General features: G+C 70.4%; 13 protein-coding genes. 9 read left to right on the forward strand and 4 right to left on the reverse strand.

Features of this window, described 5'->3' with window-relative positions; translation table 11 throughout:
• Positions 1-34 precede the first annotated feature (34 nt).
• Entirely contained in the window at positions 35-2,137 is a 2,103-nt protein-coding gene (tkt, locus tag N542_RS0112495) for a transketolase (protein WP_028644197.1), read from the reverse strand.
• A gap of 112 nt (positions 2,138-2,249) precedes the next feature.
• Here tkt and N542_RS0112500 point away from each other — a divergent pair, with 112 nt between their 5' ends.
• Positions 2,250-3,194 carry a heme o synthase gene (locus N542_RS0112500; protein ID WP_028644198.1) on the forward strand — a complete coding sequence of 315 codons (945 nt, stop codon included), beginning with the start codon at positions 2,250-2,252 and terminating at the stop codon, positions 3,192-3,194.
• A gap of 183 nt (positions 3,195-3,377) precedes the next feature.
• On the opposite strand, the gene N542_RS24720 is transcribed toward N542_RS0112500, so the two are convergent.
• The 3 genes from N542_RS24720 to N542_RS0112520 are packed head-to-tail and all read right to left on the reverse strand — an operon-like array spanning position 3,378 to position 5,964.
• Positions 3,378-4,259: a COX15/CtaA family protein gene (locus N542_RS24720; protein ID WP_051551710.1), complete on the reverse strand. Its 882-nt coding sequence runs from the start codon at positions 4,257-4,259 to the stop codon at positions 3,378-3,380.
• The gene (locus N542_RS0112515) at positions 4,250-5,017 is read right to left on the reverse strand and encodes an ABC transporter permease (protein WP_028644199.1); all 768 of its coding nucleotides are present in this window, start codon (positions 5,015-5,017) and stop codon (positions 4,250-4,252) included. Before N542_RS0112515 ends, N542_RS24720 begins: the two co-directional genes overlap by 10 nt.
• Entirely contained in the window at positions 5,014-5,964 is a 951-nt protein-coding gene (locus N542_RS0112520; protein ID WP_028644200.1) for an ABC transporter ATP-binding protein, read from the reverse strand. The genes N542_RS0112515 and N542_RS0112520 overlap by 4 nt, the downstream gene beginning before the upstream one ends.
• 116 nt (positions 5,965-6,080) lie before the next feature.
• Here N542_RS0112520 and N542_RS24725 point away from each other — a divergent pair, with 116 nt between their 5' ends.
• The 8 genes from N542_RS24725 to N542_RS0112560 all read left to right on the forward strand — a co-directional run bounded on the left by N542_RS24725 (position 6,081) and on the right by N542_RS0112560 (position 12,643).
• Entirely contained in the window at positions 6,081-6,752 is a 672-nt protein-coding gene (locus N542_RS24725) for a helix-turn-helix transcriptional regulator (protein ID WP_036507705.1), read from the forward strand.
• On the forward strand, positions 6,752-8,170 hold the full coding sequence (gene sufB, locus N542_RS0112530) for a Fe-S cluster assembly protein SufB (RefSeq protein WP_028644201.1): 1,419 nt from the start codon (positions 6,752-6,754) through the stop codon (positions 8,168-8,170). Before N542_RS24725 ends, sufB begins: the two co-directional genes overlap by 1 nt.
• 90 nt (positions 8,171-8,260) lie before the next feature.
• Complete coding sequence (sufD, locus tag N542_RS0112535) at positions 8,261-9,442, forward strand: Fe-S cluster assembly protein SufD (RefSeq protein WP_028644202.1); 1,182 nt, start codon at positions 8,261-8,263, stop codon at positions 9,440-9,442.
• On the forward strand, positions 9,442-9,792 hold the full coding sequence (locus N542_RS0112540; RefSeq protein WP_028644203.1) for a non-heme iron oxygenase ferredoxin subunit: 351 nt from the start codon (positions 9,442-9,444) through the stop codon (positions 9,790-9,792). The genes sufD and N542_RS0112540 overlap by 1 nt, the downstream gene beginning before the upstream one ends.
• Complete coding sequence (sufC, locus tag N542_RS0112545) at positions 9,789-10,547, forward strand: Fe-S cluster assembly ATPase SufC (protein ID WP_028644204.1); 759 nt, start codon at positions 9,789-9,791, stop codon at positions 10,545-10,547. The genes N542_RS0112540 and sufC overlap by 4 nt, the downstream gene beginning before the upstream one ends.
• Position 10,548: 1 nt before the next feature.
• A complete protein-coding gene (locus N542_RS0112550) occupies positions 10,549-11,820 on the forward strand; it encodes a cysteine desulfurase (protein ID WP_028644205.1) in 1,272 nt (423 codons plus the stop codon).
• A 3-nt stretch (positions 11,821-11,823) separates the two neighbouring features.
• A complete protein-coding gene (gene sufU, locus N542_RS0112555; RefSeq protein WP_028644206.1) occupies positions 11,824-12,276 on the forward strand; it encodes a Fe-S cluster assembly sulfur transfer protein SufU in 453 nt (150 codons plus the stop codon).
• On the forward strand, positions 12,269-12,643 hold the full coding sequence (locus N542_RS0112560; RefSeq protein ID WP_028644207.1) for a metal-sulfur cluster assembly factor: 375 nt from the start codon (positions 12,269-12,271) through the stop codon (positions 12,641-12,643). The genes sufU and N542_RS0112560 overlap by 8 nt, the downstream gene beginning before the upstream one ends.
• Positions 12,644-13,260 lie beyond the last annotated feature (617 nt).

Below are 13,260 nucleotides of genomic sequence, written 5' to 3' on the forward strand. Positions count from 1 at the left end.
GTGGATGACTGTGGGGTTGCAGGTCGCGGTGCGCTCAGACCGACGCCGCCAGGATCGAGTCGTGGGCCGCTGAGACGACGGCCTCGGCGGTCACGCCGTACTCCTGGTAGATCCGGGCGTAGTCGGCCGAGGCGCCGTACGTGTCGATCGAGATGATCCGGCCGTGGTCGCCGACGTACTCGCGCCAGCCCTGCTTGACGCCGGCCTCCACCGAGACCCGCGCCTTCACGATCGGCGGGATGACGGTGTCGCGGTAGGACTGGTCCTGGGCCTCGAACCACTCCTGGCACGGCATCGAGACGACCCGTGCCTGGACGCCCTTCTCGGCCAGCTGGGTGCGCGCCTCGACGGCGAGCTGGACCTCCGAGCCGGTGGCGATCAGGATCACGTCGGGCGTGCCGCCCTCGGCGTCGATGAGCACGTAGCCGCCACGGTGGACGTCGCTGGTCTCGGCGAAGCCGTCCTCGCCACGCGGGAAGACCGGCACGTTCTGCCGGGTCAGCGCGAGGGCCGCCGGGCGGTCGGTGTGACCGAGGATCGTGAACCAGGCGGCCGCCGTCTCGTTGGCGTCGGCCGGGCGTACGACGTCGAGGCCCGGCATGGCGCGCAGGGCGGCGAGGTGCTCGATCGGCTGGTGGGTCGGACCGTCCTCGCCGAGGCCGATCGAGTCGTGCGTCCAGACGTAGGTGACGGGCAGCTGGCTCAGGGCCGCGACCCTCACCGCTCCGCGCATGTAGTCGGAGAAGGTGAGGAAGGTGCCACCGAAGACGCGGGTCAGGGCGTCGGCCGCGATGCCGTTCATGATCGCGCCCATGCCGTGCTCGCGGATGCCGAAGTGCAGGACGCGACCCTGGTACGGGTCGGCGGTCCACTCCTCGACGCCCCGGCTGGTGGGCAGGAACGACGGGGCCGACTTGATCGTGGTGTTGTTGGAGCCGGCGAGGTCGGCGGAGCCGCCCCACAGCTCGGGCATCAACGGTGCGACGGCGTTGATGACGTCGCTCGACGCCGTCCGGGTCGCGACGCCCTTGGCGCTCGCCTCGAAGACCGGCAGCGCCTCCTCGAGCCCCTCGGGCAGCGTGCGGGCCTTGAGCCGGTGCAGCAGCGTGGCCTTGTCGGCGTTGGCCTCGGACCAGGCTGCGTACTTCTCGTCCCAGGCGGCACCCCATGCGGCGCCGCGCTCGCTGAGCCTGCGCGTGTGCGCGATGACGTCCTCGGGCACCTGGAAGGTGAGCTCGGGGTCCCAGCCGAGGACCTCCTTGGTGGCCGCCACCTCGGCGTCGCCGAGCGCGCTGCCGTGGGCCTTCTCGGTGCCCTGGGCGTTGGGTGCCGGCCATGCGATGACGGTGTCGAGCACGATGAGCGAGGGCTTGTCCAGGACCCGGCCGGCGGCGGTGATCGCGTCGTACAGCGCGGGCACGTCCTCGACGTACTCCTTGCCGCCGTTGGTCCAGTCGACCACCTGGACGTCCCAGCCGTAGGCCTCATAGCGCTTCGCGACGTCCTCGGTGAAGGCGATGTCGGTGTTGCCCTCGATCGAGATCCGGTTGCGGTCGTAGACGACCGTCAGGTTGCCGAGCTCCTGGGTGCCGGCGATCGAGCTGGCCTCGCCGCTGACGCCCTCCTGGAGGTCGCCGTCGGAGCAGAGCGCGTAGACGTGGTGGTCGAAGAGGCTCTCGCCGGGCGCGGCGTCGGGGTCGAGGAGACCGTGCACGCGGCGGGCCTCCATCGCCATCCCCACGGCGTTGGCGACACCTTGACCGAGCGGGCCGGTGGTGACCTCGACGCCGGCGGTGTGGTGCAGCTCGGGGTGGCCCGGGGTCTTGGAACCCCAGGTGCGCAGCGCCTTGAGGTCCTCGAGCTCGAGGCCGAAGCCGCCGAGGTAGAGCTGGGTGTAGAGCGTGATGCTCGAGTGTCCGCACGAGAGCACGAAGCGGTCGCGGGCGATCCAGCGAGGGTCGGCGGGGTCGTGGCGCATGACCTTCTGGAAGAGCAGGTACGCCGCAGGGGCAAGGCTCATCGCGGTGCCCGGGTGGCCGTTGCCCACCTTCTGCACGGCGTCCATCGCCAGGACTCGGGCGGTGTCCACCGCCTTCGCGTCGAGGTCGGTCCAGTCCAGGGCAGGGGGGTTGCTCACAGGGTTCCTTTCGGGTGGTTCAGCCGATGCCGAGCCTACTCACCTCTGGCGATAGACTCGCACCCGTCCAGTGACCGTTTCCCGGTCCCCGCAATCCCGTCCAAGGATCCCCGTGACGTACGTCGACCAGTCGGCCTCTGCTGCCCAGCAGCCGGAGGCCGAGCGGGCGACTCTCAAGGACGTCGTCGCGGCGTACGTCGGGCTGACCAAGCCGCGCGTGATCGAGCTGCTGCTGCTCACCACCGTGCCGGTGATGTTCTACGCCGCTCGCGGCGTGCCCGACCTCGGCCTCGTGGTCGCCACCGTGATCGGCGGCACGTTCTCGGCCGGCTCGGCGTCGGTCTTCAACTGCGTCTACGACCGTGACATCGACGAGCAGATGCGCCGCACCCGACGACGTGCCCTGCCGCGACACATCGTGTCGCCGCGATCGGCGCTGGTCTTCGGCTTCGTGCTCGGGATCCTGTCGACGGTGATCCTCTACGTCTGGGTCAACCCGCTCTCGGCGCTGCTCTCGGTCGTGGCCAACGCGTTCTACGTCTTCGGCTACACGATGCTGCTCAAGCGGCGTACGACGCAGAACATCGTCTGGGGTGGCCTGGCCGGCTGCTTCCCGGCGCTGATCGGCTGGACCGCGGTCACCGGCGCGCTGTCGTGGACCCCGATCGTGCTCTTCATGGTCGTCTTCTTCTGGACCCCGCCCCACACCTGGGCGCTCGCGCTGCGCTACCGCGAGGACTACGCCAACGTCGACGTCCCGATGCTGCCCGTGGTCAAGCCGGCTGCGGAGGTCGGTCGCCAGATCGTGATCTACAGCTGGGTGATGGTCGCGACGTCGCTGCTGCTCTGGCCGGTCGCCGGCACCAGCCTCTTCTACCCGGTCGTGGCCGCCGTCCTGGGCGCCGTGTTCCTCCTCGAGGCGCACCGGATGTGGGCCCGTGCGCGCGGCACCGAGAGCCTGTCGGTGATCCAGCCGATGCGGCTCTTCCACTCCTCGAACCTCTACCTCTCGCTGCTCTTCGTCGCCGTCGCGCTCGACCCGCTCGTCTCGCGCTGACGCCGCCCGCCGCCTGCGCGGGCCGCCCCGGAGCCGCGCGACAGCGGCCGGACGACCGTTCGGCGCACGGACCGCGCCGCTCGTCGCGCGGGCGGTGTGGAACCCGTCACCAGGGGCCGGTCGTCCGCGTCAGTCAGGACGACCGCGGCCGTCCGCCCCGCGGGGGTAGGCGGCCGGCCGCCGTCAGCCGTCGTTCTCGCGCACCTGGATCAGCGCCCAGGTGACGGTGGCCGAGATGATCGCGGCACCGAGCATGTGGAAGCCGACCAGGATGACCGGCAGGTCGGTGAAGTACTGCACGAAGCCGACCAGGCCCTGGGCGAGCTCGACGACGAGCAGCACCTCCACGGCGCGCCGTACGGCGGCGCAGCGGTGGGTCGCGATGACCGCGAGGAGCAGACCGACGGTGAGCCCGACCAGCAGGAAGACCAGGTCGGCGTGCACCTGGCTCATCTGCAGCGGGTCGAGCCCGTTGCGCTTCGCGTCCTTGTCACCGGCGTGCGGGCCCGAGCCGGTCACGACGGTGCCGACGTAGAGGACCGCCCAGGCGGTGGCGAACGTCGCCCACGCGAGCGCGACCACCGGCCCCCGGGGGCGTACGGCGGGCCCGGGCCGGTCGAGCCGCCAGAGGAAGAGCACCGCGACGCCGATGATGGCCATCGAGCAGAGCAGGTGGAAGGACACGATCCACGGGTTGAGGTCGGTCAGCACGGTGATGCCGCCGATCACGGCCTGGGCCGGGATGCCGAGCGCGATGATCAGCGCGAGCCGCCGCAGGTCGCGGCGCCCCGACTGCCAGGCCGCCGCGAACGTGCCCACCGCGACCGCGACGAGCACGTAGGTCAGCATCCGGTTGCCGAACTCGATCGCCGAGTGGAGGTCGTAGGCGCCGTGCGGGGTGAACGACCCGGTGCGGCACTCCGGCCAGGTCGGGCAGCCGAGGCCGGAGCCGGTCAGCCGGACGACGCCGCCGGTGACGACGATGCCGATGTTGACCACGATCGACGCCCATGCCCAGCCGCGCAGCCAGTCGTCGAGGTGCCGCAGCCGGTTGGTCACTCCCACTTGAACGTCCTTGCCGTGAGCACGGAGCCGATCACGGCCCAGATGAGGAGTACGCCGAGGTCGCGCCAGGCGACCCCGCCGTCGATGAAGCCGACGCGCATCGCCTCGCCGAGCGCGCCCGACGGCAGCCAGCGGACGACGTCGCCCGCCGCGCCGTACGCGCTCAGCGGCAGCACGATCCCGCCGCCGGCCAGGAGCAGGAGGTAGATCAGGTTCGCGGCCGCGAGGGTCGCCTCGGCCCGCAGGACCCCGGCGACGAAGAGGCCGAGGCTGGCGAAGGCGGCCGTGCCGAAGACGATCGCGAGCCCCACGCCGAGCACGCCGGGCTCCGGGGTCCAGCCGAGCAGCTGCGCCACGCCGCCGATGACGACGATCTGCAGCAGCTGGACGATCAGCAGCGCCAGGACCTTGCCCGCCAGCAGCCCGGAGCGGGGGAGCGGGGAGCTGCCGAGCCGCTTGATCACGCCGTAGCGCCGCTCGAAGCCGGTGGCGATCGCGAGCGAGGTGAACGACGTCGACATCACCGCCAGCGCGATCACGCCGGGGGTGAAGGTGTCGACGAGCGGGCGGGAGGTGTCGAGGCTCAGCGAGAGGTGCTCGCCGGCGGTGACGCCGCCGACGAGGACGATCACCGGGATGACCACGGCGAGCAGCAGCTGCTCGCCGTTGCGCAGCATCAGCCTCGCCTCCATGCGCGCCTGCGCGAGGACCTGCCGCGGCAGGGCGGCGGCGCCGGGGCGGGGGATGAAGGTGCTCACGGGGCCAGCCCCCGTCCGGTGAGCTGGAGGAAGACGTCCTCGAGGTTGCGCTGGCCGAGGGTCAGCGACTCGGGCAGGACGCCGTTGGCCTCGCACCAGGCCGAGACCTTCGCGAGCGTCGAGGCGTCCGCCGGCCCGGTGATGACCAGGCTCACGTCGTCGAGCTGGGTGACCTGGGTCTCGGGTCCGAGCGTCGTGCTCAGGAGCTCGGGCGACCCGGGCGGGAAGGGCCGGGTCACCACGAGCCGGATCGTCGCGTGCGTCCCGCCTCGGGTGAGCTCCAGTGGACTCCCCGAGGCGATCAGGCTGCCGCGGTCGATGATGTGGATCTGGTCGGCGAGCCGCTCGGCCTCGTCCATGTAGTGCGTCGTCAGCACGACGGTGACGCCGTCGGCGCGGAGCTCGTCGAGCAGCTCCCAGGTCGTGCGCCGCGCCTGCGGGTCCATGCCCGCGGTCGGCTCGTCGACGAAGACGATCTCCGGCCGGCCGACGATCGCCATCGCCAGCGCGAGACGCTGCTGCTGGCCGCCCGAGAGCCGCCGGTACGGCGTACGCCCGCAGTCGCCCAGACCCAGCCGGTCGGACAGCATCGCGGTGTCGAGCGGGTGGGCGTGCAGCCGGGCGATGTGGTCGAGCATCTCCATGGCGCGCACGCCGCTCCACGCGCCGCCGCCCTGGAGCATCACGCCGATGCGGGGGAGCAGGTCGCGCCGCTCACGGACCGGGTCGAGCCCGAGCACGCGGACGGCGCCCTGCTGCGGGCGTCGGTAGCCCTCGCACGTCTCGAGCGTCGTGGTCTTGCCGGCACCGTTGGGGCCGAGGACGGCGGTGATCGTGCCGCGCACGACGGTGAGGGAGAGCCGGTCGACGGCGACCTTGTCGGCGTACCGCATGACCAGGCCGTCGACGCTGACCGCGAGGTCGCTGGGATCGACGGGTGCAGGCACGGGCAAAGTGTAGGGAGGGGTGGCGTGTGGCCCGGCTCACGCCCTCCGCCCGGGCCTCTCGCAGGTAAGGGTGACCTTCCTTGAAGCGGCCCGAGCAATAAAGGCACACTGGCGTTGTGGAATTCACCGAGGTGCACGACCAGTCGACGCGCCAGCGCGTCGCTCGGTCGATCCTCGTCAACGGCCCCTCGACCGCGGCGGCCCTCGCCGAGCGGCTCGACCTCACCCCGGCCGCCGTCCGCCGTCACCTCGACCAGATGCTCGAGGAGGGCGAGGTCGAGGCGCGCGAGCCGCGCAGCCAGGCCGCCCGCGGACGCGGACGTCCGGCCAAGGCGTTCGCGCTGACCGAGTCGGGCCGCGACGGCTTCGACCAGCAGTACGACGACCTCGCCGCGCAGGCGCTCCGCTTCCTGGCCGAGACCGGCGGCGATGACGCCGTCCGGGAATTCGCCGCCCGTCGGGTGGCGTTCATCCAGGAGAGGTTCGAGGGGATCCGAGCAGAGCACCCCGAGCTGGGCTCCGCGGAGATCCTGGCCCAGGTCTTCACCGACGAGGGGTACGCCGCGACGGTCCGCGACAGCCCGGTCGGCGAGCAGCTGTGCCAGCAGCACTGCCCGGTCGCCCACGTAGCCCACGAGTTCCCGCAGCTGTGCGAGGCCGAGACCGAGGCCATCAGCCTCGTCCTCGGCAGCCACGTCCAGCGGCTGGCCACGATCGCCCACGGCGACGGGGTCTGCACCACCTGCATCCCGAGCACACCCACCAAGACGAAGGAGACGGTCAGCTGATGACCACCATCGACGAGCGCAATCCCGAGCTCGAGGGCATCGGTCGCTACGACTTCGGCTGGGCCGACTCCGACGCCGCCGGCGCCGCCGCCAAGCGCGGCCTGAGCGAGGAGGTCGTGCGCGACATCTCCGCGAAGAAGAGCGAGCCGCAGTGGATGCTCGACCTGCGCCTCAAGGGCCTCAAGCTCTTCGGCCGCAAGCCCATGCCGAACTGGGGCTCGGACCTGTCGGGGATCGACTTCGACAACATCAAGTACTTCGTGCGCTCCAGCGAGAAGCAGGCGGCCACGTGGGACGACCTGCCCGAGGACATCAAGAACACCTACGACAAGCTCGGCATCCCGGAGGCGGAGAAGCAGCGCCTCGTCTCGGGCGTCGCGGCGCAGTACGAGTCCGAGGTCGTCTACCACTCGATCCGCGAGGACCTGGAGGAGCAGGGCGTCCTCTTTCTCGACACCGACACGGCGCTCAAGGAGCAGCCGGAGCTCTTCCAGGAGTACTTCGGCACGGTCATCCCGGTCGGCGACAACAAGTTCGCCGCGCTCAACACCTCCGTGTGGTCGGGTGGCTCGTTCATCTACGTCCCGCCGGGCGTGCACGTCGACATCCCGCTGCAGGCCTACTTCCGGATCAACACCGAGAACATGGGCCAGTTCGAGCGCACCCTGATCATCGTCGACGAGGGCGCCTACGTGCACTACGTCGAGGGCTGCACCGCGCCGATCTACTCCTCGGACTCGCTGCACTCCGCGGTCGTCGAGATCATCGTGAAGAAGGGCGGCCGCTGCCGCTACACGACCATCCAGAACTGGTCCAACAACGTCTACAACCTCGTCACCAAGCGCGCCGTCTGCGAGGCCGGCGCGACGATGGAGTGGGTCGACGGCAACATCGGCTCCAAGGTGACGATGAAGTACCCCGCCGTGTACCTGATGGGCGAGCACGCCAAGGGCGAGACCCTCTCGATCGCGTTCGCGGGCGAGGGCCAGCACCAGGACGCCGGCGCCAAGATGGTGCACGCTGCCCCGCACACGAGCTCCAGCATCTTGTCCAAGAGCGTCGCCCGCGGAGGTGGCAGGACGTCGTACCGCGGCCTGATCCAGGTCAACGAGGGCGCCCACGGCTCGAAGTCCAACGTGCTCTGCGACGCACTGCTGGTCGACCAGATCAGCCGCTCGGACACCTACCCGTACGTCGACATCCGCGAGGACGACGTCTCGATGGGTCACGAGGCCTCGGTCTCGAAGGTCTCCGACGACCAGCTCTTCTACCTCATGTCGCGCGGCATGGAGCAGGATGAGGCGATGGCGATGATCGTGCGCGGCTTCATCGAGCCGATCGCCAAGGAGCTCCCGATGGAGTACGCCCTCGAGCTCAACCGGCTCATCGAGCTGCAGATGGAAGGTGCGGTCGGCTAGTCGCCGTCGCCCGTCCACGGTGGTCGAGGAGGGAACCAGTCCCTCCTCGGGACCACCACACAGATCCGAGTACCTAGGAAGACACCCGTAGTGACTGTGACCGACACCGCCCGCGAGAGCGTGGAGTCCGCCCTGGAGCAGGGGCCGCTCTTCAGCCACCTCAACCCGCCCCCGTCGTACGACCTGGTCGAGCACCCGGTCCCCAACGGGCGCGAGGAGATCTGGCGCTTCACGCCGCTCAAGCGGCTCCGCGGCATCCTCGACGGCGACGCCTCCGACGCCAGCCTGACGTGGGACACCACGCTGCCCGAGGGCGTCACGCTGACCCGGATCAGCGCCGAGCAGGCGCGTGAGATCGGCGAGCTCGCGCCCAACGACCGGCCCTCGGCGCTGGCCGCGGCCAACGCTGCCGGTGCCGTGCTGCTCGACGTCCCGGCCGAGGCCGAGATCACCGAGCCGATCGTCCTGCGGCTCCACGGCGAGTCCGTCGACGACCTGGTCTGGGGCCGGCTGGTGGTCCGGGTCGGTCGCCACGCCCAGGCGACCGTCGTGATCGCGCACAGCGGCTCGGCGCGCTACTCGGCGATCACCACGGTGCTCGCCGGCGACGCGTCCAACGTCAACGTGCTCTCGCTGCAGGACTGGGACGACGACGCGGTGCACCTCGGCCGCGACGCCATCCAGGTCGGCCGCGACGCCACCGTCAAGCACACGTCGATCTCGTTCGGCGGCGACGTGGTGCGGATGCACGCCAACGTCGAGTACGCCGGTCCCGGCGGCTCGGCCGAGCTGCTCGGCCTCTACTTCGCCGACGAGGGCCAGCACCTCGAGCACCGCCTCTTCGCCGACCACAACGCGCCGCGGACCAAGAGCCACGTGCTCTACAAGGGCGCGCTGCAGGGCCAGGGCGCCCACACGGTCTGGATCGGCAACGTGCTGATCCGCAAGGTCGCCGAGGGCATCGAGACCTACGAGGAGAACCGCAACCTGGTCCTCTCCGACGGCTGCCAGGCCGACTCGGTCCCCAACCTGGAGATCGAGACCGGCGAGATCGAGGGCGCGGGCCACGCGTCCGCGACCGCTCGCTTCGACGACGAGCAGCTCTTCTACCTGCGCTCGCGCGGGGTGTCGGAGAAGGAGTCGCGCCGCCTCGTCGTCCACGGCTTCTTCAACGACCTGATCCGCAAGGTCGGCATCCCGTCGATCGAGGGTCAGCTGCTCGAGACGGTCGAGGCCGAGCTGGCCAAGAACGTGCTCAAGGACCTCGTCTGATGGCGTTCGAGCTGGCCTGCGCGGTCGCCGACGTCCCCACCGACGAGGCGCTGGGCGTCACGATCGGCGCGTACGACGTCGCGCTCGCGCGTGACGGCGACGAGTTCTTCGCCCTCCAGGACCTGTGCTCGCACGCCGCCGTCGCGCTCAGCGAGGGCGAGGTCGAGAACTGCACGGTCGAGTGCTGGCTGCACGGCTCGCGGTTCGACCTGCGGACCGGCAAGCCGACCAGCTTCCCCGCCACCGAGCCCGTCGCGACCTTCCCGGTCGAGGTCCGGGACGACCCCGACGGCACCGCCTCCATCTTCATCGACACCACCACCACCCTGAACGGAGTCACCCCCTCATGAGCGAGCTCGCCATCTTGGACCTGCAGGTGTCCGTCGACACCGAGGACGGTCCCAAGGACATCCTCAAGGGCGTCACGCTGACCATCAAGGACGGTGAGACGCACGCCATCATGGGCCCCAACGGGTCGGGCAAGTCGACGCTGGCCTACTCGATCGCCGGCCACCCGAAGTACACGATCACCGGCGGCACCGTCACCCTCGACGGCGACGACGTGCTCGCCATGTCGGTCGACGAGCGCGCCCGGGCCGGGCTGTTCCTGGCCATGCAGTACCCCGTCGAGGTCCCCGGCGTCTCCGTCTCGAACTTCCTGCGCACGGCGAAGACCGCGCTCGATGGCGAGGCACCCAAGCTCCGCACCTGGGTCAAGGACGTCAACTCGGCGCTCGAGAAGCTGAACCTCGACCCGACGTTCGGCACGCGCTCGGTCAACGAGGGCTTCTCGGGTGGTGAGAAGAAGCGCCACGAGATCGCCCAGCTCGAGCTGCTGAACCCGAAGGTCGCGATCCTCGACGAGACCGACTCCGGTCTCGACATCGACGCGCTCAAGATCGTGTCCGAGGGTGTCAACCGGTTCCGCGCGCAGGAGGGCAAGGGCGTCCTGCTGATCACTCACTACACCCGGATCCTGCGCTACATCGAGCCCGACTACGTGCACGTCTTCGTCGACGGCAAGATCGCCGAGCAGGGCGGGCCCGAGCTCGCCGAGGAGCTCGAGGCCTCCGGCTACGAGAAGTACCTCACGGCGACGGTCTGACATGACCACCACGCAGCTGGCCGGCCTCCTCCCTGAGCTGGAGGTGATCCGAGCCGACTTCCCGATCCTCGAGCGGACCGTCGCCGGGGGCCTGCCGCTGGTCTACCTCGACAGCGCCAACACCTCGCAGAAGCCCCAGGTCGTCATCGACACGATGGTCGACCACCTGGAGCGCCACAACGCCAACGTGGCCCGCGCCATGCACACCCTGGGCTCCGAGTCGACCGAGGCCTTCGAGCAGGGGCGCGACCGGGTCGCCGCGTTCATCAACGCGCCGAGCCGCGACGAGGTGATCTTCACCAAGAACGCCTCCGAGGCGCTCAACCTGGTCGCCAACACGCTTGCCTGGGCGCGCGGTCCGCTTCAGATCGGTGCGGGCGACGTGGTCGTGACCACCGAGATGGAGCACCACTCCAACATCGTGCCGTGGCAGCTGCTCACCGAGCGGACCGGCGCGACGCTGCGGTGGTTCGGGCTCACCGACGACGGCCGGCTCGACCTGTCGAACATCGACGAGCTCATCACCGAGCGCACCAAGGTCGTCACGCTGACCTGGGTGTCGAACATGCTCGGCACCATCAACCCGGTCGCGGAGATCGCCCGCCGTGCCCACGAGGTCGGCGCCATCGTCGTGCTGGACGCCTCGCAGGCGGCCCCGCAGCTGCCGGTGGACGTCGTCGCCTCCGGCGCCGACGTCGTCGTCTTCACCGGCCACAAGGTCGTCGGTCCGACCGGCATCGGCGTGCTCTGGGGCAGGCGCGAGCTGCTCGAGCAGCTGCCGCCCTTCCTCGGGGGCGGCGAGATGATCGAGACGGTCCGCATGGAGCGCTCGACGTACGCCGGGATCCCGCACAAGTTCGAGGCCGGCACGCCGCCGATCGTCGAGGCGGTCGGGCTCGGGGCTGCGGTGGACTACCTCTCCCACATCGGGATGGACGCCATCCACCGGCACGAGCAGACCATCACGGCGTACGCGCTCGAGGGCCTGGCGACCGTGCCCGGACTGCGGGTCCTCGGCCCCCTCGACGCGACGGAGCGCGGGGGAGCGATCTCCTTCGAGCTCGACGGCGTGCACCCGCACGACATCGCGCAGGTGCTCGACGCGCGCGGCATCGCCGTGCGCGCGGGCCACCACTGCGCGAAGCCGGCGCACGCCCGCTTCGGCGTCCAGAGCTCGACCCGGATGTCGTCGTACCTCTACACGACCCCGACCGAGATCGACGCGCTGGTCGAGGGCCTGGAATACACCCGCTCGTACTTCAAGTTGGGTTGAGTGATGACTTCCGAGCTCGATTCCCTGTACCAGGACATCATCCTCGACCACGCGAAGCGTCGGCTGAACGCCGGCCTGCGTGAGCCGTTCGAGGCCGAGGTCCACCACGTGAACCCGACGTGCGGCGACGAGGTGACGCTCCGGCTGCACCTCGACGGCGACGTCGTGGGCGACATCTCCTACGACAACCAGGGCTGCTCGATCTCATCGGCGTCGGCGTCGGTGATGACCGAGCTGCTGATCGGCAAGACCGTCGCGGAGACCCAGCCGATCTACGACGCCTTCCTCGAGATGATGCGGGGCAAGGGCCAGGTCGTGCCCGACGAGGACGTCCTCGAGGACGCGATCGCCTTCGCCGGCGCCGCCAAGCTGACCGCCCGCATCAAGTGCGCACTGCTGTCGTGGATGGCCTACCAAGACGCCCTCACCCGAGCCCAGGAGGACTCCCATGCCTGACCACTCCGACCTGCCCGACGTACCCGAGGCCGCCCACTCCGGCGGGGTCGGCACGTCGACCGTGTCCGTCGAGGACGTCACCGAGGCGATGAAGGACGTCGTCGACCCCGAGCTCGGCATCAACGTCGTCGACCTCGGTCTGGTCTACGGCGTGCACATCGACGAGGACACCAACCTGGTGCTCGACATGACGCTGACGTCCGCGGCCTGCCCGCTGACCGACGTGATCCAGGACCAGACCAACGGTGCCCTCGAGGGCCTCGTCAACGACGTCCTGATCAACTGGGTCTGGATGCCGCCGTGGGGCCCGGACAAGATCACTCCCGACGGCCGCGAGCAGCTGCGCGCCCTGGGCTTCAACGTCTGAGCTGCTGACTCGCGCGCCTGCCGGCCCAGCGGCGTCATGGTCGGGTCGCCGTTCGCCTCACCGGCCCCAGGGATCCCCGGTGCACCGGGGATCCCTGCACTTCTCGGCGGTTGCAACGCCCTAGAAGTGACGGGATTGCCTGAGAAGTACGCCGGGGCGGCGGCCCGCGCAGCGCGGCGGGAGACGTCCGCGCTCCGCGGGAGCTGGTGCCCGGCGATCGCCCCACCCGTCCCAGGGATCCCCGGTTCACCGGGGATCGCGTCACTTCTCGGCCGTTGCAACGCCCCAGAAGTGACGGGATTGCCTGAGAAGTACGCCGGGGGAGGCCCGCGCAGCGCGCCCCGGGGGGAAGGACGCGCCGCACGGGAGTTGGTGGCCGGTGGCCGGCGATCGCCCCACCGGCCCCAGGGATCCCCGGTTCACCGGGGATCGCGTCACTTCTCGGCCGTTGCAACGCCCCAGCAGTGACGGGATTGCCTGAGAAGTACGCCGGGGGAGGCCCGCGCAGCGCGCCCCGGGGGGAAGGACGCGCCGCACGGGAGTTGGTGGCCGGTGGCCGGCGATCGCCCCACCGGCCCCAGGGATCCCCGGTTCACCGGGGATCGCGTCACTTCTCG

The sequence above is a fragment of the Nocardioides sp. URHA0020 genome (genome assembly GCF_000620705.1).
In the GTDB taxonomy this organism is placed as follows: Bacteria; Actinomycetota; Actinomycetes; order Propionibacteriales; family Nocardioidaceae; genus Nocardioides.

What these genes read in the sequence shown, in the direction of transcription:
- sufC (WP_028644204.1), top strand. Translation starts at nt 9,789, where the DNA reads ATGAGCGAGCTCGCCATCTTGGACCTGCAGGTGTCCGTCGACACCGAG.
- N542_RS0112550 (WP_028644205.1), top strand. Translation starts at nt 10,549, where the DNA reads ATGACCACCACGCAGCTGGCCGGCCTCCTCCCTGAGCTGGAGGTGATC.
- N542_RS0112560 (WP_028644207.1), top strand. Translation starts at nt 12,269, where the DNA reads ATGCCTGACCACTCCGACCTGCCCGACGTACCCGAGGCCGCCCACTCC.
- sufU (WP_028644206.1), top strand. Translation starts at nt 11,824, where the DNA reads ATGACTTCCGAGCTCGATTCCCTGTACCAGGACATCATCCTCGACCAC.
- N542_RS0112540 (WP_028644203.1), top strand. Translation starts at nt 9,442, where the DNA reads ATGGCGTTCGAGCTGGCCTGCGCGGTCGCCGACGTCCCCACCGACGAG.
- sufB (WP_028644201.1), top strand. Translation starts at nt 6,752, where the DNA reads ATGACCACCATCGACGAGCGCAATCCCGAGCTCGAGGGCATCGGTCGC.